The organism is Kribbella sp. NPDC054772, assembly GCF_053611945.1.
Genome location: NZ_JBSHBJ010000047.1, coordinates 16,516 through 37,481 on the forward strand (window position 1 = coordinate 16,516; position 20,966 = coordinate 37,481).

At 68.4% G+C, this 20,966-nt stretch carries 23 protein-coding genes; 9 read left to right on the forward strand and 14 right to left on the reverse strand.

Annotated features, from left to right (window positions below; all coding sequences use genetic code 11):
* Window positions 1-39 precede the first annotated feature (39 nt).
* Genes ACWGID_RS38860 through ACWGID_RS38885 form a run of 6 tightly spaced genes read right to left on the reverse strand, consistent with a single transcriptional unit; the run spans window position 40 to window position 6,116 of the window.
* Window positions 40-822, reverse strand: a complete 783-nt coding sequence (locus ACWGID_RS38860; RefSeq protein ID WP_452204384.1) for a sugar phosphate isomerase/epimerase family protein — start codon at window positions 820-822, stop codon at window positions 40-42.
* Window positions 823-824: 2 nt separating this feature from the next.
* On the reverse strand, window positions 825-1,685 hold the full coding sequence (locus ACWGID_RS38865; RefSeq protein WP_452204385.1) for a carbohydrate ABC transporter permease: 861 nt from the start codon (window positions 1,683-1,685) through the stop codon (window positions 825-827).
* Window positions 1,675-2,613, reverse strand: coding sequence for a carbohydrate ABC transporter permease (locus tag ACWGID_RS38870; protein WP_452204386.1), 939 nt, complete (start codon window positions 2,611-2,613; stop codon window positions 1,675-1,677). Before ACWGID_RS38870 ends, ACWGID_RS38865 begins: the two co-directional genes overlap by 11 nt.
* A gap of 7 nt (window positions 2,614-2,620) precedes the next feature.
* Window positions 2,621-3,928 (reverse strand): ABC transporter substrate-binding protein, encoded by a 1,308-nt coding sequence (locus ACWGID_RS38875; RefSeq protein WP_452204388.1) that lies wholly within the window; start codon window positions 3,926-3,928, stop codon window positions 2,621-2,623.
* Between the two features lie 8 nt (window positions 3,929-3,936).
* A complete protein-coding gene (locus ACWGID_RS38880) occupies window positions 3,937-5,079 on the reverse strand; it encodes a mandelate racemase/muconate lactonizing enzyme family protein (RefSeq protein ID WP_452204389.1) in 1,143 nt (380 codons plus the stop codon).
* 11 nt (window positions 5,080-5,090) lie between these two features.
* Window positions 5,091-6,116 (reverse strand): hydroxyacid dehydrogenase, encoded by a 1,026-nt coding sequence (locus ACWGID_RS38885; protein ID WP_452204390.1) that lies wholly within the window; start codon window positions 6,114-6,116, stop codon window positions 5,091-5,093.
* Window positions 6,117-6,222: 106 nt separating this feature from the next.
* Between ACWGID_RS38885 and ACWGID_RS38890 the strand changes: the two genes are divergently transcribed.
* The 3 genes from ACWGID_RS38890 to ACWGID_RS38900 all read left to right on the forward strand — a co-directional run bounded on the left by ACWGID_RS38890 (window position 6,223) and on the right by ACWGID_RS38900 (window position 9,052).
* Window positions 6,223-7,119, forward strand: coding sequence for a LysR family transcriptional regulator (locus tag ACWGID_RS38890; protein WP_452204391.1), 897 nt, complete (start codon window positions 6,223-6,225; stop codon window positions 7,117-7,119).
* Window positions 7,120-7,148: 29 nt separating this feature from the next.
* A complete protein-coding gene (locus ACWGID_RS38895; RefSeq protein ID WP_452204393.1) occupies window positions 7,149-8,090 on the forward strand; it encodes an SDR family NAD(P)-dependent oxidoreductase in 942 nt (313 codons plus the stop codon).
* Between the two features lie 128 nt (window positions 8,091-8,218).
* Entirely contained in the window at window positions 8,219-9,052 is an 834-nt protein-coding gene (locus ACWGID_RS38900; RefSeq protein ID WP_452204394.1) for a putative protein N(5)-glutamine methyltransferase, read from the forward strand.
* On the opposite strand, the gene ACWGID_RS38905 is transcribed toward ACWGID_RS38900, so the two are convergent.
* The gene (locus ACWGID_RS38905; RefSeq protein ID WP_452204395.1) at window positions 9,009-10,985 is read right to left on the reverse strand and encodes a GTP-binding protein; all 1,977 of its coding nucleotides are present in this window, start codon (window positions 10,983-10,985) and stop codon (window positions 9,009-9,011) included. The genes ACWGID_RS38900 and ACWGID_RS38905 overlap by 44 nt on opposite strands.
* A gap of 8 nt (window positions 10,986-10,993) precedes the next feature.
* Between ACWGID_RS38905 and ACWGID_RS38910 the strand changes: the two genes are divergently transcribed.
* Window positions 10,994-11,917: a phosphotransferase family protein gene (locus ACWGID_RS38910; protein WP_452204396.1), complete on the forward strand. Its 924-nt coding sequence runs from the start codon at window positions 10,994-10,996 to the stop codon at window positions 11,915-11,917.
* On the opposite strand, the gene pyrH is transcribed toward ACWGID_RS38910, so the two are convergent.
* Complete coding sequence (pyrH, locus tag ACWGID_RS38915) at window positions 11,910-12,617, reverse strand: UMP kinase (protein WP_452204397.1); 708 nt, start codon at window positions 12,615-12,617, stop codon at window positions 11,910-11,912. The two genes, ACWGID_RS38910 and pyrH, sit on opposite strands and share 8 nt — an antisense overlap.
* Window positions 12,618-12,753: 136 nt before the next feature.
* Between pyrH and ACWGID_RS38920 the strand changes: the two genes are divergently transcribed.
* The 4 genes from ACWGID_RS38920 (at window position 12,754) to ACWGID_RS38935 (ending at window position 15,544) form a co-directional block, all read left to right on the forward strand.
* A complete protein-coding gene (locus ACWGID_RS38920; protein WP_452204399.1) occupies window positions 12,754-13,512 on the forward strand; it encodes a DinB family protein in 759 nt (252 codons plus the stop codon).
* A 21-nt stretch (window positions 13,513-13,533) separates the two neighbouring features.
* Window positions 13,534-14,130 (forward strand): VOC family protein, encoded by a 597-nt coding sequence (locus tag ACWGID_RS38925; protein ID WP_452204400.1) that lies wholly within the window; start codon window positions 13,534-13,536, stop codon window positions 14,128-14,130.
* A gap of 229 nt (window positions 14,131-14,359) precedes the next feature.
* Window positions 14,360-15,313, forward strand: coding sequence for a small ribosomal subunit Rsm22 family protein (locus ACWGID_RS38930; RefSeq protein WP_452204402.1), 954 nt, complete (start codon window positions 14,360-14,362; stop codon window positions 15,311-15,313).
* Between the two features lie 66 nt (window positions 15,314-15,379).
* Complete coding sequence (locus tag ACWGID_RS38935; RefSeq protein ID WP_452204403.1) at window positions 15,380-15,544, forward strand: hypothetical protein; 165 nt, start codon at window positions 15,380-15,382, stop codon at window positions 15,542-15,544.
* Between the two features lie 19 nt (window positions 15,545-15,563).
* Here ACWGID_RS38935 and ACWGID_RS38940 read toward each other — a convergent pair whose 3' ends face one another.
* From ACWGID_RS38940 to ACWGID_RS38965, 6 genes are all read right to left on the reverse strand, one after another.
* Window positions 15,564-16,325 carry an SDR family NAD(P)-dependent oxidoreductase gene (locus ACWGID_RS38940; RefSeq protein ID WP_452204404.1) on the reverse strand — a complete coding sequence of 254 codons (762 nt, stop codon included), beginning with the start codon at window positions 16,323-16,325 and terminating at the stop codon, window positions 15,564-15,566.
* 86 nt (window positions 16,326-16,411) lie between these two features.
* A complete protein-coding gene (locus tag ACWGID_RS38945; RefSeq protein ID WP_452204405.1) occupies window positions 16,412-17,263 on the reverse strand; it encodes an AraC family transcriptional regulator N-terminal domain-containing protein in 852 nt (283 codons plus the stop codon).
* Between the two features lie 12 nt (window positions 17,264-17,275).
* Window positions 17,276-17,722, reverse strand: a complete 447-nt coding sequence (locus ACWGID_RS38950) for a GNAT family N-acetyltransferase (protein ID WP_452204406.1) — start codon at window positions 17,720-17,722, stop codon at window positions 17,276-17,278.
* Complete coding sequence (locus ACWGID_RS38955) at window positions 17,715-18,503, reverse strand: alpha/beta fold hydrolase (protein ID WP_452204407.1); 789 nt, start codon at window positions 18,501-18,503, stop codon at window positions 17,715-17,717. The genes ACWGID_RS38950 and ACWGID_RS38955 overlap by 8 nt, the downstream gene beginning before the upstream one ends.
* On the reverse strand, window positions 18,500-18,919 hold the full coding sequence (locus ACWGID_RS38960; RefSeq protein WP_452204408.1) for a VOC family protein: 420 nt from the start codon (window positions 18,917-18,919) through the stop codon (window positions 18,500-18,502). The genes ACWGID_RS38955 and ACWGID_RS38960 overlap by 4 nt, the downstream gene beginning before the upstream one ends.
* 10 nt (window positions 18,920-18,929) lie before the next feature.
* Window positions 18,930-19,868, reverse strand: a complete 939-nt coding sequence (locus tag ACWGID_RS38965) for a helix-turn-helix domain-containing protein (protein ID WP_452204409.1) — start codon at window positions 19,866-19,868, stop codon at window positions 18,930-18,932.
* A 72-nt stretch (window positions 19,869-19,940) separates the two neighbouring features.
* Between ACWGID_RS38965 and ACWGID_RS38970 the strand changes: the two genes are divergently transcribed.
* Window positions 19,941-20,918 carry a saccharopine dehydrogenase NADP-binding domain-containing protein gene (locus ACWGID_RS38970; protein WP_452204410.1) on the forward strand — a complete coding sequence of 326 codons (978 nt, stop codon included), beginning with the start codon at window positions 19,941-19,943 and terminating at the stop codon, window positions 20,916-20,918.
* The last annotated feature ends 48 nt before the right edge of the window (window positions 20,919-20,966 follow it).

A 20,966-nucleotide genomic window follows, 5' to 3' on the forward strand; every position in this document is an offset into this window, starting at 1 on the left:
TGCATGGGAGGTTCTCCATCGGGTCAGTGTCTGTTGATGTCACTGCCTTGACGGATGCTGCGCGGCCGATGTGACAGCGAAATGCAGATCTCTCCGAAGTCGTTCCTCCACCGGTACTGCGGAATCGGAGTACTGCGCTGTCAGGCACACCGGCCCACTCCACGAGAGTTGCTGCACCGTGGAGAACACCGCCGACCAGTCGGACAACCCGTCCTCGGCCTCCACGAAGTTCGTCTTCCACCCGGCGTCGGTGCGCTGGTAGTGCACGTTCTTCAGGTTCACGATCCCGAGCCGCTCCGCGCCGAGCTCGAGCGTCACCGCGGGATGATCACCGGCCAACGCATCATGCGCCGCGTCCCACACGAGCTTGAACCGCGACGGCAGCCCTTCCAGGAGTTGCAGTACGCCGAGCGTCGACGACACGTAGCGCCCGTGGTGCGGCTGCACACCGACCTGTACGTCGTACCGCTCGGTCAGCGCGACCGCCTGCTCGAGGAGTTCGCGGTTGCGCCCGACCGAGGCGGCGTACCCGTCGGGTCCGAGTTCGGCCATGATCCGGATCATCGGTACGCCGGACTCGGCGCACGCCGCGAACACCCGCTCGGACAGGTCGCTCGCGACACTGATCGGTTCGATGCCCTCGGCCCGTAACTGTGCGGTCAACTTCGGCAGCTCGGCCTCGACGTTCGCCGGTGTGACGTACGCCGTGTCGCGCACCGGCACCTCGGCGCCACCGAACCCGATGCCGGCGATCAGCCGGCCGAGTTCGGCCCCGGGCAGTCCCGCCCACGGTTTGGTGAAAACGGACCACAGATAGGACATGTTCAGCGGCCTCCCAGCCCACTCATGGTGATACCTCGGACGAACCAGCGTTGCGTGAGGAAGAACAGGACGATCAGCGGGATCGTGGTGACGGTCGCCGCCATCAGCAGCAGGTTCCACTGGGTGCCGTTGGTGTCCTGGAACACCTGCAGGCCGACCGACGCGGTGCGGGTCGCGTCGCTGTTGGAGATCACCAGCGGCCACAGCAGGTTGTTCCACTGGCCGATGAACTTGAACACCGCGAGCGTCGCGATCGCCGGGACCGCGAGTGGCACGATCACCCGGACGAACGCCTGCCACCGGTTCGCGCCGTCCAGCCGCGCGGCCTCCTCGTAGTCGCGCGGGATGCCGAGGAAGAACTGCCGGAGCAGGAACACCCCGATCGCGGTGAACGCGTGCGGCAGGATCATCCCCGGCCAGGTGTCGATCCCGTGCAGCTTCGCGACGAGCACGAACTGCGGGATCAGCGTCACCTGCGACGGGATCATCAACGTCGCGAGATAGATCCCGAACAACCAGCTGCGGCCGGGGAAGTTCAGCCGGGCGAACGCGTACGCCGCCAGCGCGGCCGTGACCGTTTCGAGGATCGTCGTACCGGCCGCGAAGTAGACGGTGTTCAGCAGGTACTTGCCGAGCGGCACCAGATCGAATGCCCGGGTGAGGTTCTCGGGGTGCCAGCTGCTCGGCCAGAACGACGGCTTGGCGGCCATCGACTCGGCGTCGGACTGGAACGCGACCAGCACCATCATGACGACCGGGACCAGGGTGATCGCGGTGACCAGGCAGCAGGTGAACACCACGACCTTCTGGCGGATCTCAGTTGTGCCGCTAGTTGTTCGGCCAATCGTCGCGCTAGTTGTCATAGTGCACCAGCCTCCGCTGGAAGAGGAACTGCCCCGCGGTGATGATCACGATGAACGCGAAGAGCACGAGCGACTGCGCCGCGGCGTACCCCTGGTCGTAGTTCTCGAAGCCGGTCCGGTAGATGTACATGACCAGCGTGGTGGTGCGCGTGCCAGGGCCGCCGTTCGTCATGATCAGCGCCTGGTCGAAGACCTGGAACGAGCCGATCACCGACGTGACGATCACGAAGAACAGTGCGGGCGACAGCATCGGGAGCGTGATGTGCCGGAAGCTGTTCCACGGCGACGTCCCGTCGACTCGTCCGGCTTCGTACAGCTGCTGCGGGATCGCCTGCAGTCCGGCGAGGAAGACGACCATGCCGAAGCCGAAGCTCTTCCAGACGCTCATCAGGATCAGTGCCGGCATCGCCCAGTTGTCCGAGATCAGCCACGCCGGTCCGTCGATGCCGAACCACCCGAGCACGGCGTTCACCAGGCCGTCGTGCGGGATGTAGAGCCAGATCCAGACGAACGCCACCGCGACCGTGATGGTTGCGTACGGCAACAGGAGCAGCGACCGGAAGACGGCGATCCGCCTGAGTCCCTGATTGAGCAGCAACGCGAGTGCCAGGCTGACCAGGATCGTCAACGGCACGCTCAGCAGCGTGAAGTACGCCGTGTTGCCGAGCGCCGACCAGAACGTCGGGTCGGGGCCGAGCCGGGCGAAGTTGTGCAGCCCGGCCCAGGTGGGTGCGCTGAACAGGTTCCAGTTCAGCAGCGAGATGACGCCGGCGGCGACAACCGGGCCGGCGGTGAAGATCAGGAAGCCGATCAGGCTGGGCAGGATGAACAGCCACGCGGTCAGCGCCTCGCGGCTCCGCCAGCGCGGCGTCGGGGCCTCGCGTGGGGTCACCGGTGTGGTCACTGGAGATGCGGTGTCGACAGCCATGATCTGATCACCCCTTCCTGGCAGTGGCTTGGCGGATGGTGTCCTTGTGCTGCCGCATCAGTACGTCGAGACGCGGGGTGAGCCCGTCGATCGCGTCGGCGACCGAGACCTGGCCGAGGAACGTCCGCGGCAGATCCTGACCGAGCAGCTGCTTGACCTGGTTCCAGTTGGTGGTGACGTCGAACGCGTGCCCTCCGGCGAGCTTGCCGGCCAGGATCTGCTGGACGATGCCGAGGTTGTCGGGCGGCGGCTGGAACGCGCTCCCGGCACTGAGCCGCGCCGGGTTGTTGCGGCCGGCCTTCGCGTAGATGTCGAGCGCGCCGGTACTGGTCAGCGCCTTGAGCAGCTTCCACGCGAGCTCGAGCTGCGCACCGTCGCGGACCCCCGAGGGAATCGCGAAGCTGGAGCCTGAGACCCGCGGCGTACTGCCGGCTGCTCCGGCCGGGAACGGGATGATGTCCCAGTCGAACTTCGCCTTCCGCGCGTTCACGACCTGCCAGGGCCCGTTCTGCATGAACGCGACGTTGCCCTGCATGAAGTTGGACAGCGAGCTCTCGGTGACCAGGTTCTTGATCGGTGGCGTGACCTTGTCCTTCACGAACAGGTCGATGACGAACTGCAGTGCCTGCATCGCCTCGGGCTCACCGAGGATGCTGCGGCTGGCGTCCTCGCTCATCACATTGCCGCCGGCGCAGTAGATCCACGACACCAGGTCGTCGATCGCGGGTGCACAGGTGAAGCCGTACTGACCGGGCTTGGTGAGCTGCTTGGCGAGATCGCGGAACGTCGCCCACGACATCGGTTCGGTCTTCGACGGCAGTGGGATGCCCTGCTGCTTCAGCAGGTCCTTGTTGTAGTACATGACGGTCGGCGCGACGTCGAAGCCGATCGCGTACGTCTTGCCGTTGAAGCTCGAGATCCGGCGGCTGGTGTCGTAGAAGTCGTCGAGCTGGAAGTCGGGGTCCGCGGCGATCAGGTCGTCGAGCGGGCGGTGCGCGCCGCGAGCGGCGTACGTCGGGATCAGGGTGCCGTTGAGTGCAGTGACCAGGCCCGCAGTACCGCTGACGAGCTGGAGGTCGAGTTTGGTCGGGTAGCCGTTCGACGGGGTCAGGGTGGCGACGGACTTCAGCGCGAGCTGTTGTTCGACGTACTTGCCGAAGTCTTCCCAGACCTTCTTCTCGGCGGCGCTGCTCGACCACATGGACCAGGTGGCGGTGCCGGACGGTGGACCGGAGGAACAGCCGGCCGCGGCGAGCCCGAGGCCGGCCAGCCCGGTCAACTCGAGGAAGCGGCGGCGGGGCAGGGTGGTGCGCATCGTTCTCCTCACCGGTAGAGCAGGTCGATCGACTCGGCGCGGATCCGCTCCTCGTCGACCTCGACGCCCAATCCAGGGGCGGTGGGGACCGTCGCGACGGCCTTGGTGATGCTCAGCCCCTCCACGTACAGATCGGTCAGCAGCTCCGGCCCGTTGAGCTCTGCGGGCAGGGCGAGCTCGAGCTGACTGAACACGTGCAACGCGGCGGCGAACGCGACTCCGCAGTCGGTGAGGCCGCTGGCGAGGATCTCGAGACCGCCGGCGAGCGCGGTCTGGGCGGTTTTCAGGGCGTTGCGGAGGCCTCCGGACTTGCAGACCTTGACCACCACCAGGTCGGCGGCGTTCAGGCGGATCGCCCGGGCCAGGTCCTGCGCGGAGAAGCTGCCCTCGTCGATCGCGATCGGGAGGTCGATCAGCTCGCGCAGCCGCTGCATGGCGAGCGTGTCGGTGCTCGGCACCGGTTGCTCGACGCAATGGATGGTGCGGAGGTGCGCCGTACGGTCCCGGAGCTGTTTGAGCGCCGCCGGACGGTACGACTGGTTGGCGTCGAGCCAGAGCGGTTTACCGCCGGCGACTTCGGCGACCGTCTCGATCGCCGCGGTGTCGGCGTCCAGATCGCCCCCGATCTTGACCTTGTACGCCGCATAGTCCGACGACTGCTGCGCGTGCTCTCGGACCGCGTCCGGGTCCCCGACCCCGATGGCCGAGCAGAGCGGGATCTCGTCGTACACCTTGCCGCCGAGCAGGGCGTGCACCGGGACGCCGGCGAGCTTGCCGGCCGCGTCGTGCATCGCCACGTCGACCGCGGCCCGGGCGAACGGGAAGCCGTTCGAGACCGCCGGGCTGAGTCGCTTGGCGGCGCGCTGGTGGAACAACTCGACGTCGAACGGTGTCAGTTCGAGCAGGATCGGCGCGAGGTGCCGGCGGATGACGACGGCCATCGTCTCGGCGGTCTCGTAGCTCCAGCTCGGCAGCGCGCGCTGTTCGCCCCACCCGACGACGCCGTCCTCGGTCGTGAGCTTGACGAAGATCACCGCGCCGGCCTGATCGGGCGCCGCGTCGGGGGCACCGACGGCGCCGCTGCCCAGCACGAACCGGCGGGCGAACGGGACGGCGACCGGGAAGACCTCGACTTGTGTAATGCGGGACATCGGCGGTCCTTTCAGGCGGCGATCGACCAGACGGCCGGGTCGACGAAGCTCGGTCCGCGGGTCCCGTCCTCGAGCCAGCTCAGCGCGTCTTTCAGGACGTAACCGGCCAGCGCGAGGTGGCCCTCGGCGGTGTCGCCCGCGACGTGCGGGGTGAGCAGGAGGTTCGGGCACGCCAGGGTTGTCGCGTCGAAGGTCGGCGGCTCGGGGTCGTAGACGTCGAGGGCGGCGTAGATCCGGCCGTCGAGCGCGTGGTCGAGGAGCGCCGGCTGGTCGATCGCGGGGCCGCGGGACGAGTTCACCACCACCGCGCCGTCGGGCAGGTTCGCGATCAGTTCGCGGGTGATCATGCCCTTGGTCTCCGGAACGTTCGGGACATGGATGCTCAGGAACGGCCCGCCGGCCGCGTCCTCCAAAGTCGTCGTCCGAACGCCGAGCTCCGCGGCCCGCTCGTCCGACAGATACGGGTCGTACACCGCGATGTCGCAACCGAACGGCTTGAGCAGCGTGATCAGCGCGCGGGCGGTGCTGCTGGCGCCGATGATGCCGACCTTCGCGCCCGCCAACTCATGACCGCGGTACTCCGTCTGCTTCCACCCGCCGGCGCGGACGGCACCGTCGAACCGGGGCAGTCGCCGAGCCAGCGTGAGCATCGAGGCGAGGCAGTACTCGCCGACCGACCACGCGATCCGCGGACCGGCCGAGAAGACGCCGACGCCCTGGTCGAGGATCACCGGGTCGATCAGGTTCTTGACCGTGCCCGCGGCGTGCGCGACGACCTTCGGCCCGTTCCCGTCCGACCACAGTTCCTTGCCGAGGTGCGGCGTACCCCAGCTGGTGAGCAGGACGTCGGCGCCCGCGGCCAGGACCGGTACGGCGGCCGGGTCGAGGGCCGGCGGTTTCGCCAGGGAACCGGGGCCCGCGGCGTGGTCGGCGGTTGCCCACACGACGTCGAAGCGGTCCTCGAGCAGTCGGCGGGTGTCCGCGTCGACCACGTCGGCGGCGCGTGCGGGGGAGAAGAGGGCGGCGAGTTTCGGCACCTGGTGGGCTCCTTAGCGTTCGGACGTGGTTTGACGGTAGGCGCTTTCCGTTATGCAGGTCCAAGCCCCTTTTCGTATCGACCGATGCTGTGGTGGTATTGCCGGCATGGACCTGTCGCTGCAGCAACTGCGTGGATTCGTCGCCGTCGCCGAGGAGCTGCACTACGGCCGCGCGGCGCAGCGCCTGAATCTGACCCAGCCGCCGCTGACCCGGCAGATCCAGGGCCTCGAACGAACGCTCGACGTCCGGCTGTTCGATCGCACCGGCCGCGGCGTCCGGCTGACCGCGGCCGGCGGGGTATTCCTCGAGCACGCCCGCCGCGTGCTCGCCCTGCTCGAGGTCGCGCCGGAGGCGACCCGCCGCGCCGCCGACGGAACCACCGGGACCCTGCGGCTCGCCTTCACCGCGATCGGCGCGTACGCCGTCCTCGCGGACTTCCTCACGATGGTCGGGAAACGGACGCCCGGCGTGACCGCCGAGCTGACCGAGTTGGTGAGTCCGGCGCAGTTCGAGGCGCTGGCGAACCTGGAGATCGACATCGGCCTGGTGCGGCCGCCGATCCCGTCGCAGTTCGAGTCGTTGCTCGTGCACTCGGAGGACCTCGTACTCGCCGTACCCGCCGCGCATCCGTTGGCGTCCGGCGACGGGCCGGTGTCGCTGGTCGACGCCACCAACGACTACATCGGATACAGCCCCGAGGGATCGCAGTACCTGCACGACATCTGTGCGGCGATGATCGGGATGGACCGGTACGCCGTGAGCCAGTTGGCTTCGCAGGTGCCGACGATGCTCGCGCTGGTGCGTGCCGGCCTGGGGTGCGCGTTGATCCCGCGCTCGATCATGGCGATGCAGGTCGAGGGCGTCCGGTACCGCGAGCTGGACGCGGCCGACGCCCATTCGGTGACGCTGCACGCGTGCTGGAGCCCGGACAACCCGAACCCGGCGCTGCAGCGGCTGGCGGACTCGCTGCGCAAGAACCCGCACCTCGGGGACTTGACCTAGAGCGAGCTCTAATTCGTACGCTCGGAGACATGAGTGCACAACACAAGATCGGCTCGGGATTCGGGCACGACAGCACCGCGGACGACGTCCTCGCCGGGATCGACCTGACCGGCAAGCTGGCGATCGTCACCGGCGGGTACTCCGGTCTCGGGCTGGAGACCACCAAGGCGCTGGCGAAGGCCGGCGCGCACGTCGTCGTACCCGCGCGGCGGCCCGAGGTCGCGCGGGAGGCGCTGGGCGACATCGCCGAGGTGGACGAGCTGGATCTGGGGGATCTGGACAGCGTCCGCGGGTTCGCGGACCGGTTCCTGGCGTCGGGGCGGTCGATCGACATCATGATCGACAACGCGGCGATCATGGCGTCGCCGGAGACGCGCGTCGGCCCGGGGTGGGAGGCGCAGTTCGCGACCAACCACTTGGGGCACTTCGCGCTGGTGAACCGGCTGTGGCCGGCGATCGTCGCGGACGGCGGCGCGCGGGTGGTGTCGGTGTCGTCGACGGGGCACCGGCGGTCGGACATCCGGTGGGACGACCTGGAGTTCCGGCAGGGGTACGAGAAGTGGGCGGCGTACGGGCAGGCCAAGACCGCGAACGTCCTGTTCGCCGTCCAGCTCGATGCCCTGGGCAAGGATTCCGGGGTACGGGCGTTCGCGCTGCATCCGGGTGGGATCCTCACGCCGTTGCAGCGGCACCTGACCCACGAGGAGATGGTCGGCTACGGCTGGATCGACGAGGACGGTACTCCGCACGTCGCGTTCAAGAGCCCGGAGCAAGGCGCCGCGACCTCGGTGTGGGCCGCGACCTCGCCCTCTCTGGACGGCCTGGGTGGCGTGTTCTGCGAGGACTGTGAGATCGCGGAGGTGTCGACGGACGATGCGCCGGGCGTGCGTCCGTACGCGATCGACCCGGTGTCGGCGGCCCGGTTGTGGACGGTCTCCGCGGAGCTCACCGGGGTGAACGCGTTCGGGTAAGCTGACGCTTGTCAGGACGTACCGCGGACCGAAGGAGGTGGGACCGATCTCGCAGGCAGGTCAATTGCTCCCGCCTCGAGTGATCAGCGTCGGCTGATCGCGGGAGCCTCGTAGTTCGAAGGGGTTCGGTGTCTGTTTCTCCTGTTCCAGCTGTTGAGTTCGGCGTGCTCGTCGAACGGTTGCGTGCGTCCGGGTGCGTGTTCGCCGAGGACGAGGCCGAGTTGATCGTCGGCACCGCCCGAGACGCGGCCGAGGTCGCGGCCATGGTCGACCAGCGGGTCGCCGGGTCGCCGTTGGAGTACGTCGTCGGGTGGGCGTCGTTCCGCGGGTTGCGGATTGCCGTCGACCCGGGGGTGTTCATTCCGCGACGGCGTACCGAGTTCCTCGTGTCCGAGGCGGTGGAGGTGACCGCTGAGGGCGCTGTTGTTGTGGATTTGGGGTGTGGGTCGGGCGCGCTGGGGGCCGCAGTAGCGGCTGAGCGCGATGTGTCGTTGTACGCCGCCGACATCGAGCCGGCCGCGGTGCGGTGTGCCCGGCGGAACCTCCTGCCGTGGGGCGGGACCGTGTATGAGGGCGATCTGTTCGCGGCGTTGCCGGAGCGGTTGCGGGGCGCGGTCGACGTACTGCTGGCGAATGTTCCTTACGTGCCGACAGACGAGATCCGGTTGTTGCCGCCGGAGGCACGGTTGTACGAGCCGCACGTGACGTTGGATGGCGGGCCGGACGGTCTCGCGACGTTGCGGCGGGTGGTGGCCGGTGCCGTGGAGTGGCTGGCGCCGGGTGGTCATCTGTTCGTCGAGATGAGTGAGCGTCAGGCGCCGGTCGCGCGGGCGGTGATGACGGAGTACGGGCTGGACGCCGAGATCGTCACGGACGACGACCTCGGCGCCAACGTCGTGCACGGAATTAGGCGCGGCATCAGACCCGGCGCTGGACGTGCAGCAGGTACTCGCGGCGATTGAGCGGGTCGTGGTCGGTGCGCGGGCGGTTCGGGATCGATCCGGTCACCGGGTGGTAGCGCTCGAACGCCGACTCCAGCACACCCTCACCGCGGGTGAGGGCCGGAAGTTGTTGCTCGAGTTCGTGAACGGCGGCCGCGGGGATTTCTCCTTCCAGGGTTGAGGTTTCCGCGGCCAGCGCCGGGACCTGCGGAATCGCCCGGAGCTTCGTGAGAGCCGACAGTACGGCGCGGGTCGTGTCGGTCGGGATCTCCAGCCGGAACCGGTGCATCGGCTCGTGCACCGACGTACCGGCCTCTTGGAGCGCCGTCATCAGGACCAGCGGGGTGAGGTTGCGGAAGTCGCCGGCGGTGCTGGACATGCTCTTGTCGAAGACGGCGTGCGCGTGACTCTGCCGGGCGGAGTACCCCGAGTGCGTCATGAAGACTCGGGCGTCGGGGATCTGCCAGCCGTGCAGACCCTCGTGCAGCGTCTCGCGGACGGTCTCCTCGACGGCCTTGATGAACGCGTACGGCATCGAGCCGAGTTCGACTTCCAGTTCGAAGCTGACACCGGCGTTGATCGGCGCCGGCTCGACCCGGAGGCCGACGGTGGCGAGGAACGGGTTCGCGTCCTTCTTGTTGAACTCGACCGCCGCGCCGGTGCCGACGATCCGCTCGATGTGGATCGTGGTCGTCTCACGGAAGTCGACCGCGATCCCGAACTCGGTCGCCAGCGTGGTCTCGATGACCTCCTTCTGCACCTCGCCGTACAGCGAGACGTAGGTTTCCTGCCGGAGGTCGTCCTGGCGCAGGTTGATCAGCGGGTCCTGCTCGGCGAGCTGCGTGAGCGCGACGCGGAGGTTGCCTTTGTCCGACAGCTTCCGCGCGGACACCACCGTCTCCAACGTCGGCGGCGCGAAGGCGGCGGGTTGGGAAAGAAGTGGGCGCTCGGTGGCATTTATGTTCCCCACCACATCACCGATCTTGATGGTGGCGAGGCCCCAGACCTTGGCGATCTGACCGGCCTGTACGGCGTGTGCGGAGGTGGGTCCGCCGTCGTCGAACACCTGTAGCGCGGTGACCTTCGCCTCGCTCGTGCCGAAACCGACTCGGTCGCGGACGGCGAGGGTGCCGGCGAACATCCGCACGTACGCGATCTTCTCGCCGGCCGGTCCGCGTTCGACCTTGAAGACGGCACCTTCGGTCGGTCCGTCGGTGATGCGGGCGCGGGGGAGGAGGTCCCGGATGCCGTCGGCGAGCGCCTCGGTGCCGGCGCCGGTGATGGCGGATCCGAAGTACACCGGGTGGACGATCGCCTCGTGCGTCTGCGCGACGAGTGTCTTGTCGAGGGACAGCGGCTCGTTGTCGACGTACTGCTGGAGGAGGTTGTCGTCGTTCCTGGTGAGCGTGTCGAGGAGGGTGTCCTCCTGGACGATCGGCTTGAACGTCGCCTCGGGCGTGCCGAGGTGCGTCGCCTCGCCCATCGGAACGATCGCCGGGGTGAGTTTGGTGGCGAGTTGCCGCAGTACGCCGTCGTACTGCGCGCCTCGGCGGTCGATCTTGTTGACGAAGATGAGAGTGGGGATCCGCAGACGTTGCAGGGTCCGCATCAGGACGCGGGTCTGCGCCTGGACGCCCTCGACCGCGGACACCACCAGGACCGCGCCGTCGAGCACGCTCAGCGCGCGCTCCACCTCGGCGATGAAATCCGGGTGTCCCGGGGTGTCGATCAGGTTGACGATGACCGGGTTCGTACCGCGCAGCGCGAACGACGCGACCGCCGACTTGATCGTGATCCCACGCTGCCGCTCCAGCGCCAGCGAGTCGGTCTGGGTGTTCCCGTCGTCGACGCTCCCGACCTCGTCGATGACGCCGGCGGCGTACAGCAGCCGCTCGGTCAGGCTGGTCTTCCCGGCGTCAACATGCGCCAAGATCCCAAGGTTCAGTAATTCCACGAAGCTTCATGTCCTTCGAACAGGTGCCATTGGTTTCCGCAAGAGACATGAAGCGAGCTCGCATGACGGACAACCTTTCTCAACACCTACTCGGACACCCCGAGTACACCAATTACGGCGTAACCCCCACAAACTATTTAGCCGACGTCTACACCTTCCGTAAGCTGCCCCCGATGCTGAACCCCATCGCTCTGGCTGAGTCGTACGTCGGTCCGATCACCCACGTCGAGCCGGTCAACGGTTTCGTGGGGAACCAGAACTTCCGCCTCCACGGCCCCGGCGGCACCTACTACCTGAAGTCCGGCCCCACAGCTGCCGAGGAGGCGCGCGTCTGCGAGCTCGTGCGCGGGGTTGGTGTTCCCGCGCCGGAGGTGGTCGGCGTCGGACCGGAGTACCTGATCACGCGCGAACTCGCGGGGCGCCCGCTCACCGGACCGCACCTGAGCACGGTTCTTCGGCAAGCCGGCGAGTGTGTCAGGCGCTCGCACGCTCTCGTGGACTCGTCGGTTTCTTGGGGAGCGGAGTTGTCGCGGACGCTGGAACAGCTCGACGTGCTGCCGACGGAACTCGCCTCCCGCGTGCGGGAGGTCATGCCTCGGTTCATCGACGGTGTGAGCGGCGTGACGCCGGTCCTGCTGCATGGCGATCTGCACCCACGGCATCTGTACGCCGACGGCTCTGATCTGACCGGGATTCTCGACTGGGGAGACGCTCGGTACGGCGATCCGCTGTTCGACCTGGCACGCGTCTCGATGGCGGGCCCCGAAGCAACAACCGCCTTCAGGGACGGGTACGGCGCGATCGACGCACCCGGCACGACCCTCGCGAAGTACCGCGTGCTGTGGTCGTTGATGGCGTTACAGGCAGAGCACCGTGCCGGTGGGGACTGGTTTCAGGCGCATCTTGACGTGATCGGGCGCGAGCTCAGGTGATGGTGGTGCCGAGTTTGGTGCCGTTGACGATGGAGGCGGCGGCGCCGGGGCGGTCGATGTCGAAGACGTGCAGGGGGAGGTGGTGGTCGCGGGCGAGAATGAACGCGGACTGGTCCATCACGCCGAGGCCGCGGTCGATGACCTCGTCGTACGACAGGTGGTCGAAGCGCTGTGCGTCGGGGTGCCGGTTCGGGTCGGCGTCGTACACGCCGTCGGTGCCGTTCTTCGCCACCAGCAGCGCGTCCGCGTCGAGCTCGACCGCGCGCTGCACCGACGGGTAGTCGGTCGTCGTGAACGGCTGCCCGTTGCCGCAGGCAAGGAGAATGATCGCGCCCTTCTCGAGGTGCCGCAGCGCGCGCAACCGGACGTACGGCTCCGCGAGGTTGTTGATCGGGATCGCGGTCATCAGCCGCACCCCGTGCGCCCCGAGCGCCGCCAGCCGGCCGCGCAGCAGCACCGCGTTGATGACGGTGCCGAGCATCCCGATGTTGTCCGCCTCGACCCGGTCGATACCCCAGTCCGCCGCGCGGTTTCCACGGAACACGTTCCCACCGCCGACCACGACCGCGACCTGTACGCCGGTGGCGCGCAGCGCGATGACCTCGGTCGCGAGATGGGTGAGGCGATCACCGTCGAAACCGAAGTCGTTCGGCCCGGCGATCGCCTGGCCGGAGAGCTGGAGGACGAGCCTGCGGTACATGCCGCTCCGTTCGGTGGGTAGGCGGACGGCACGCGCGCACGTGACCGTCCGAGGGCGGCGTACCGACTGCAGATGTATCACGGCGCAGGACCGCGCGCGGTTCTCAGCCGGACGAGGGTCTGCGACGCTGAACCGCGTGACCGAGTTCAAGGACCAGAACCTGGCCGGTGCGGTGTTCCACGACGTCGACCTCACCGGCGCCCACTTCGAGAACGTGAACCTGACCGGCGCGACGATCCGCGGCGCGCTGCTGTACGACGTGTCGCTCGACGGTGACATCCGGAACCTGACGGTGTGGGGAATCGACGTCGTACCGCTGATCGACGCCGAGCTCAACCGCCGGTACCCGGGCCGCGAACGGATGCGCCCGACGGACGCCGACGGCTATCGCGAAGCGTGGGACCTGCTCGAGCAGATGTGGGGCGAGACCGTGACGAAGGCCCGTCGGCTGCCGCCCGAACTGCTGCACGAGTCGGTCGACGGCGAGTGGTCGTTCATCGAGACGCTGCGGCACCTGATCTTCGCGACGGACGCCTGGGTACGCCGGGCAGTCCTCGGTGAGCCCGAGCCGTGGGACCCGCTGGACCTGCCGCACGACGAGATGCACGACACCCCGCCCGTACCGCGGGACCGCGCCGCGCGCCCGTCCCTCGACGAAGTCCTCGCTCTGCGGGCCGATCGGATAGCAACGGTACGGGCGTTCTTCGCGCACCTCACCGACGAGCGCCTGACCGAGCAGACGACGCCGACGCCGGGTTCCGGTTACCCGCCGTCGGACAGCTATCTCGTCAGCGATTGTCTCGGCGCGATCCTGAGCGAGGAGTTCGAGCACCGCCGGTTCGCCGAGCGCGATCTCGCGACCCTGGAAGCGAGAACTGTCGGTGGCGGATCGTAGTGTCTGGTCAAGGAGGTACACATGGTGACGGATGCGGGGTTGCCCGACTGGCGCAAGCTGCAGCAGGCGCTGCACGCGAGGTACCTGATCGACTCGTACGCCGATGGCGCGCGCTTCGTGGCGGCTGTGGGTGAGGCGTTCGCGGCCGGTGCGGTCGTGCCCGAGTTACGGCTCGGTCCGACGTACGTCGATGCGGTCAGCAAGGACGAGGCGGTGGCGCGGCAAGTCAGCGCGATCGCGGTCGAGCACGGGCTGATCGCGCAGCCGGGAGCTGTGGCGCAACTGGAGATCGCTCTGGACACCCCCGACCGTTCGGCGATCGGTCCGTTCTGGGCGGCGGTCCTCACGGGCAGCACCGACTCGTTCCGGGGCAACGATGTCTGCGACCCGACCGGTCGCGTCGCCAATCTCTGGTTCCAGGGCACCGACCCGCACGAGACACCACGTCAGCGCTTCCACCTCGACCTCTGGCTGCCGCCCGAGGTCGTCCCGTCGCGGATCAAGGCCGCGATCGCCGCGGGTGGGACCGTCGCGTACGACGACGAGGCGCCGGCGTTCATCGTCCTCGCGGACCCGGAGGGCAACAAGGTGTGCCTCTGTACGTCGGAGGGCCGGTAAAAGCAGCAGCCAGGAGAGGACAGCTCTGTTACGGTCGTGCTGACCCGAGGAGGTGTGTGATGGCGTGCAAGGTTATCCGGTTCCGCGCCAATCCCTCCTCGGCTGCTGCCTGCTGACAGGCTGACAGCTTCTTCTTCCGGACCGGTTGGTGCGTCGCGGCGTCTGGCCGCGGATCACGTGCGCCCTGATGCAGGCGCGCACTCCGTGCCGACCGAACCGGAGTTTCCTCATGTCCTCCGTGGACACCCAACTGCACGCTGCCCTCGCACGGGCGCTCAGCGGCGTACCGCAGCACGAGTTGCGCCGCCGCGTCACCGCACTCTCACAGCGCTACCGCACCGAGCAGATCGACGACACCACGCCGGGTATCAGCGACCCGCTTGATGCCCTCGCGTACGCCGTCACTCGCATGCCCGCCACGGTTCGGGCTCTGCACGGGGCGCTCGCGGAAGCCGGGCGGCGGGTGGACGCGTCGTTCGCCACGCACCTGGATCTCGGCGGAGGCACCGGCGCGGCTGCCTGGGCCGTCGCCGCGCTCTGGCCGACCGTCAGAACAGAGATCATCGAACGCCAACCCGCCGCCATCCACCTCGGCCAACAACTAGCCACCAACGGCGCTGGTGGGTGGCGTTGGACGGCGGCCGACCTCCGCGACTGGATGCCGCGCGAACCGGTGGACCTGATCACTATCGCCTACGTCCTCAACGAGCTCACCGAGAACGCGCGCCGCGACCTGATCCACACCGCCGCGCGCGCCGCCACCACGATCGTTCTCGTCGAGCCAGGAACCCCGTGCGGCCACCGCCGTACCCTCGAAGCCCGAGACCTGCTGCTCAACCAGGGTTTCCGGATCGCGGCGCCTTGCCCGCACGCAGGTCCGTGCCCGGTCGACTGGTGCCACTTCGCCGTCCGGCTCCCGCGCACCGAACTTCATCGCATGCTGAAGGACGGCACCCGCAACTTCGAGGACGAGAAGTTCACCTACCTGGTCGCGACCCGCCACCCGGCCCGGCCGGCGCCGGCCCGCGTGATCCGCAGACCCGGCCACCCGAAGAACCGGATCATGCTCGACCTCTGCACGTCGGCCGGTACGCCGGAACAGGCGGTGATCCCGAAGTCGGACGGCACCTACCGAGCGGCCCGCCGTACCACCTGGGGCGACGCCTGGCCGGAAGAATCGTGAAGTTCGTCCGCGCCACGATGTCGAGAACCCCGCAGCGTCTCCGTCCCAGGGGCCCGAGTCGGCACAATGGGCCGCCGTACCGCCGCCATGGCGTACCTCCATGAGCGGAACGGTGATCTCGCGACCGCTGCACAGCTGTACGCCGAAGCGGCCCAGGCGGCGCCCAACCTCCCCGAACGCGACCACCTCACCCGGCAGGCCGCCCGGCTCAACGCACAACTCCGCAACTAAGCGCTCACGCCGCGAGTCGTCAGAGTTCGTAGCCGCCGGAGGCCTCGAGCGTCTGGGCTGTGATCCATCCGGCTTCGGGGGAGCCGAGGAAGGCGATCACCGTGCCGAGGTCGTCGGGTTCGCCGATGCGGCCCAGGGCGGTGCGGTTGGCGATGGGCGGGATCAGCTCGGGGTGCTGAGCGAACGCGTCGTCGCCGAGGCGGGTCCGGGTCACGCCGGGTGCGACCGCGTTGACCCGGATCCCGCGAGCGCTGAGTTCCTTGGCGAGATAGCGGGTGAGGACGATCTGCGCACCCTTCACGCTGGCGTAGACGGAGTACCCCGGGGTCGGGCGAGCGGTCGGGAGGGCGGAGGTGCTGGTGGTGTAGACGATCGAGCCGTTGTCGGCGAGGAGGGGGAGGAGGGTCTGGGTGAGGAAGTACGGGCCTTTGACGTGGACGTCGACCATCTGATCGAACAGTTCCTCGGTGGTGTCCTCGAACATCACGGGCGGCTGCCCGACGCCGGCGTTGCTGACGAGGAAGTCGAACGAGGTGCGGCCCCACTTCTCGAGTACGCCGGTCAGCGCGGTACGGAACTCGCCGAAGGTGTCCGGGCGACTGACGTCGAGCGGCAGCGCGGCCGCCGTACCGCCGTCCTTCTCGATCCGCTCCACGGTCTCGAGGCCGCGTTCACGGCTGCCGCGGTAGGTGACGACGACGGCGGTGCCGCGTTTGGCGAGCTCGAACGCGGCGCTCTGGCCGATGCCGGAACTTCCGCCGGTGATCACAGCGATTTGCATGATCGTGCACAACTCCTACTGGATGGGTAATCGGTACTACTCCAGTAGACGTGTGGACGTTGACGAGGTGGTAGATCAATCCTCGCTCAGACTTGCACGATCCTGCCGTGATCGCGGCTCGGTGGGATTCCGAACTCACGCCGGTACTCGCGGCTGAACTGGGACGGGCTGTCGTAACCCACGGCGTACCCGGCGCTCGTCACGTCCTCGCCGAGGCCGACGACACGCAGCCTGGCCTCGTGCAGCCGGATTTTCTTCTGGAACTGGATCGGGGTCAGTTCGGTGACCGTGCGGAAGTGCCGGTGGAAGGCCGACGTGCTCATGCCGGCCATCGCCGCGAGGTCCTCGACGCGGAACGGCTCGGTGTAGTGGTCGCGGATCCATCGGATCACCCGGGCGACGTGCGAGAGACTGCTGTCGGCGAGCCCGATCTCGCGTACGGCGGCACCTTGCGGGCTCCGGAGCAGCCGCCAGAGGATCTCTCGCTGGACCAGTGGCGCAAGGACGGCCGCATCGTCCGGAGTGTCGAGGAGTCGGAGCAGCCGCACCATCGCGTCGATCAGCTCGACGGACGCTCGACTCACGCTCAGTCCGCGCACCGGTCCACCGGGCTTCTCCGCCGAGTCGAGCAGCAGCGACGCGATCACCTCCGGCCGCAACTCCAGCCCGGCTCCCAGGCATGGGGCGCTCTTCGACGCCTCCACAAAGTGTCCTGTCACGGGGAGGTCCACCGAGACGACGAGGTAGTCGCCGGCGCCGTACTCGAAGACCTGCTCACCGAGCGCCAGGCGCTTCCGCCCCTGCGCCACCAACGCGAACGTCGGCGAAGCCAGCCCAGCCGTCGGCGGTGTCGGCGCATCCACCACCGACACCAACAGCCCGTCGATCGCTCCCTCACGCCCGTCAGCGCGGACGATCAGCTCCCGCAACTCGTCCATAGAACTCACAGGCTAGGCCGGCCGCAGCACGTACGCCTGCTTCTCGTCCGGATCGAACCCACAGCGCCGATAGAACGCATGCGTCGCCGGGGTCTGCGAGCCGGTCATCAACATCACCTTGTAGCACCCGGCATCCCACGCGGCCTGGAGCGTCGCCGCCATCAGCTCCTTCCCGAGCCCGGTCCCACGCCGCTCCGCGTCGACGACAACGTTCTCGATCACGGCGTACGGCGCTCCGCCACGGGTGAGGTTCGGGATCAGGTTCAGGTACGTCGTCGCGACCACCTCGCCCTCGTCCTCGAGCACGTACAGGTGGAGCCCGGGTGTGCCGAGGATGCTCGCGAAGATCGCGTCGGCGTCCGCGTCAGCGAGCTGCGGGTCCTTCGGATGCAGCTGGTCGTAGAGGCGACGGATCGAGGCGAGGTCGGCCGCGCCGGCCTCCCGGACGCGCCTAGGCATCGAGGAAGGCGGTGACGGTGTCCAGGACGAGGTTGGTACGGGCGAGACCGCCGAAGTGGGTGGTGCCGGGGAAGATCGCGAGTTGGGAGGCCGGTACGCCGACGAAGTCGCCGTTCACGTCGCCGCCGCGGAGTTGGTGGAAGCGGATGACGTGGTCGAGCTTGACCGCGTCGGAGTCGCCGTACGTGAGCAGCGTCGGTGCCGCGATGCCGCGGATGTTGTCGTCGGTCCAGCCGGAACCGCCGCGGTCGTAGCCGCCGAGCTTGTCGAGCAGGACCTGGAGGTGCTCGAGGTCCGGGTGCGGCGACTTCGCCAGGTAGTCGCTCTCCATCGGCGTCCCGGCGATCATCTCGACCTTCATCTCGCCGACGGCGGCGTTCTCCTCGCGCTCGCCGGACGTGTTGTACGGGACCGACGAGATGACGGCCTTCCGGACCAGCTCCGGGTGCTTGATCGTCAGGTGGAGCGCGACCGCGCCGCCGACGCTGAACCCGAACAGGTCCACCTGCGAGATACCGAGCTGCTCCAAGAACGCGACCACGTCCGAGGCGAGTGCCGCGGTGCCCAGCGGACGGTCGATGTCGTTCGTGTGCCCGTGCCCCTGGAAGTCGACCGCGATCACCTGCCGACCCTCCGCCAGCCCGTCGAGCAACGGGCCGAACTGCAGGTCGATGTTGAACAAACCCCCGTGCAGCAGGAGGAGCGGCGTACCACCGGACCCGCGGATCTCGTAGTACATCCGCAGTCCGTTGACGTCGGCATATCCGGTTTGCTTGCTCACAGAACCCCCACGAGTAGACAGAACGGATGCCCCGCCGGATCGGCCAGGACATACAGCGGCTCGGACTCTTCCCCGGTCCGGTCGAGCAACACCGTCGCTCCGAGCTCCTCGGCGCGCTGCCGATGGCGTCGCAGTTCGTCGACCGACGGTACGGCGTAGTCAAGATGCATCTGCTTCGGGACGTCGGGCGACGGCCAGGTGGAACGTTTGAGCACCTTGACCTGCTGGATCGCGAGCTGCCGGTTGCCGTCGTCGTCGACGAGGACCAGCCAGTCCGCGTTATCCGTCGTACCGTCGGCCGGCGGCTCGTCTCCGGGGCGGTACCGCAACCCCAACAGCACCCGGTAGAACTCGGCCAGCCCCCGCGCGTCCGTCGTATCCAGCGCGGTGTGCATCCGTCGCGGATAACTCTCCATGCCGGTCACCCTAGCCAGTGCTGCGAAAAGCGCGTCGATAACTGTCGGGCGGCACGCCGACCACGCGCTTGAAGTGGCGGCGCAAGGTGGTCGCCGTACCCAGACCCGCCGCGGCGGCGACTGCCTCGATCCCGTGATCGGTGGCTTCGAGCAACTGCTGGGCGCGCCGCACTCGCTGAATCAGCAGCCATTGGAGTGGCGTCTGACCGGTCACCGCACGGAACTGCCGCCCGAGGTGCCGCGGGCTCGTGTTCGCCCGCCGCGCCAGATCCGTCACCGTCAACGGCTGGTCCAACCGCTCCTCGGCCCACGCGAGCAGCTGCGCGAGCCCGTGATCCCCGCTGACCTGCACCGGCGTCGCCACGAACTGCGCCTGCCCACCGGCCCGATGCGGCGGTACGACGAGACGCCGAGCCACCGTGTTCGCGACCGTCGCCCCGTGATCGAGATGGATCAGATGCAGACACAGATCAATCGCCGCCGCCTTCCCAGCCGCAGTCAGCACCTGCCCGTTGTCCGTGTACAACACATCCGGATCGACGAACGCCTCCGGAAACCGAGCAGCGAGTACGTCGGTATGCGCCCAATGCGTCGTCGCCAGCCGCCCGTCGAGCAACCCGGCGGCGCCCAGCACGAACGCCCCAGTGCACAACGATGCGATCCGAGCACCGGCCTCGGAAGCGGCCCGCACTGCCTCGATCAGCTCACCTGACAGCGGCTCGTCCACGTCCGCGACAGCCGGCACCAGCACGGTATCCGCGCCCGCGATCCACTCCAGCGACTCCGAAGGCTCCACCACGAACGGCCCGACCTGCACGGGCCCCGGTCCACACAGCCGTACGTCGTACCACTCGGCGGCTCCGAGTGGTGGGTTGCCGAAGATCTCGTACGCGATCCCGAGCTCGAAGTGCAGCAGATGGCCGGCGGTCGCCAGCGCGACGGTGTGCATGTCCGAAAGTGTACGGATGGTGTCGTTCCGGACTCTCACGCAATCGGACCGCAGCGGACGAGACTCGGACCTATGAACGCCATCGTGGTCTACGGAGCCACCGGTCACACCGGCCGGTTCGTCGTCGAGGAGCTGCTCCGGCAGGACCTCCCCACCATCGTGTCCGGCCGGAACGCCGCGACCCTCGAACAGCACTGGAGCGACCTCGAGATCCGGCCGGCCGCCGCCGACGACCCGCACGGCCTCGATCTGGCGCTGAAGAACGCCGCGGCCGTGATCAACTGCGCCGGTCCGTTCGCGCTCACCGCCGAACCGCTCATCGAGGCGGCCAACCGCGCGGGGATCCCGTACGTCGATGTCGCGGCCGAGATCGAGACGAACGTGTCCACGCTCGCGAGGAGCAGCGCGACACCGGTCGTCCCGGCGATGGCGTTCTACGGCGGACTCGGCGACCTGCTGACGACGGCGGCCCTGGGGGAGGAGACCAGCGCGCCCGCGGTCCACGTCTCGTACGGACTCAGCAGCTGGCACCCGACGCCCGGGACCCGTGTCGCCGGCCAGGTCTCACACGATCGCCGCAGCGGCCGTCGTGTGCGGTTCGCCGAGGGCAAGCTGCGGTATCACGACGACCCGCCGGTTCAGCAGGACTGGACGTTCCCGGAACCGCTCGGCCGGCGCCGCGTGCTCGCCGAGTTCAGCATGGCCGACATCGTCACCATCCCGAGCCACCTCGCCGTACCCGAGGTGCGCACGTACATGACGCTCGAAGCGGCCGGCGATCTGGCCGACGCGGACACCCCGGCGCCGACGGCCGTCGACGAGCAGGGCCGCTCCGACCAGACGTTCGTGGTGGACGTGCGTATCGGCGACGACGTGCGCGCGACCGCGACCGGTCAGGACATCTATGCGATCTCGGCCCCGCTCGCCGTCGGCGCGGTACGGCGGATCCTCGGCGGGCAGACGCGGTCGTCAGGCGTCGCCTCGGCCGGCGCGATGTTCGACGCGGCCGAGTTCCTCAACGATTTACCACTGGCCCTGGACCTGCCGTAAATCGATTCCCTCGGGGAGAATGGTGGCCTAGCCCACTCTCGCCGGGAG

Excerpts from the sequence above, each read along its gene's own strand:
- ACWGID_RS38880 (WP_452204389.1), bottom strand. The coding sequence starts at position 5,079 with ATGTCCCGCATTACACAAGTCGAGGTCTTCCCGGTCGCCGTCCCGTTC.
- ACWGID_RS38865 (WP_452204385.1), bottom strand. The coding sequence starts at position 1,685 with ATGACAACTAGCGCGACGATTGGCCGAACAACTAGCGGCACAACTGAG.
- ACWGID_RS38940 (WP_452204404.1), bottom strand. The coding sequence starts at position 16,325 with ATGCAAATCGCTGTGATCACCGGCGGAAGTTCCGGCATCGGCCAGAGC.
- ACWGID_RS38860 (WP_452204384.1), bottom strand. The coding sequence starts at position 822 with ATGTCCTATCTGTGGTCCGTTTTCACCAAACCGTGGGCGGGACTGCCC.
- ACWGID_RS38870 (WP_452204386.1), bottom strand. The coding sequence starts at position 2,613 with ATGGCTGTCGACACCGCATCTCCAGTGACCACACCGGTGACCCCACGC.
- ACWGID_RS38930 (WP_452204402.1), top strand. The coding sequence starts at position 14,360 with ATGTCCTCCGTGGACACCCAACTGCACGCTGCCCTCGCACGGGCGCTC.
- ACWGID_RS38960 (WP_452204408.1), bottom strand. The coding sequence starts at position 18,919 with ATGGAGAGTTATCCGCGACGGATGCACACCGCGCTGGATACGACGGAC.
- ACWGID_RS38895 (WP_452204393.1), top strand. The coding sequence starts at position 7,149 with ATGAGTGCACAACACAAGATCGGCTCGGGATTCGGGCACGACAGCACC.
- ACWGID_RS38890 (WP_452204391.1), top strand. The coding sequence starts at position 6,223 with ATGGACCTGTCGCTGCAGCAACTGCGTGGATTCGTCGCCGTCGCCGAG.
- ACWGID_RS38925 (WP_452204400.1), top strand. The coding sequence starts at position 13,534 with ATGGTGACGGATGCGGGGTTGCCCGACTGGCGCAAGCTGCAGCAGGCG.
- pyrH (WP_452204397.1), bottom strand. The coding sequence starts at position 12,617 with ATGTACCGCAGGCTCGTCCTCCAGCTCTCCGGCCAGGCGATCGCCGGG.
- ACWGID_RS38945 (WP_452204405.1), bottom strand. The coding sequence starts at position 17,263 with ATGGACGAGTTGCGGGAGCTGATCGTCCGCGCTGACGGGCGTGAGGGA.
- ACWGID_RS38965 (WP_452204409.1), bottom strand. The coding sequence starts at position 19,868 with ATGCACACCGTCGCGCTGGCGACCGCCGGCCATCTGCTGCACTTCGAG.
- ACWGID_RS38950 (WP_452204406.1), bottom strand. The coding sequence starts at position 17,722 with ATGCCTAGGCGCGTCCGGGAGGCCGGCGCGGCCGACCTCGCCTCGATC.
- ACWGID_RS38935 (WP_452204403.1), top strand. The coding sequence starts at position 15,380 with ATGGGCCGCCGTACCGCCGCCATGGCGTACCTCCATGAGCGGAACGGT.
- ACWGID_RS38875 (WP_452204388.1), bottom strand. The coding sequence starts at position 3,928 with ATGCGCACCACCCTGCCCCGCCGCCGCTTCCTCGAGTTGACCGGGCTG.
- ACWGID_RS38970 (WP_452204410.1), top strand. The coding sequence starts at position 19,941 with ATGAACGCCATCGTGGTCTACGGAGCCACCGGTCACACCGGCCGGTTC.
- ACWGID_RS38910 (WP_452204396.1), top strand. The coding sequence starts at position 10,994 with ATGTCCTTCGAACAGGTGCCATTGGTTTCCGCAAGAGACATGAAGCGA.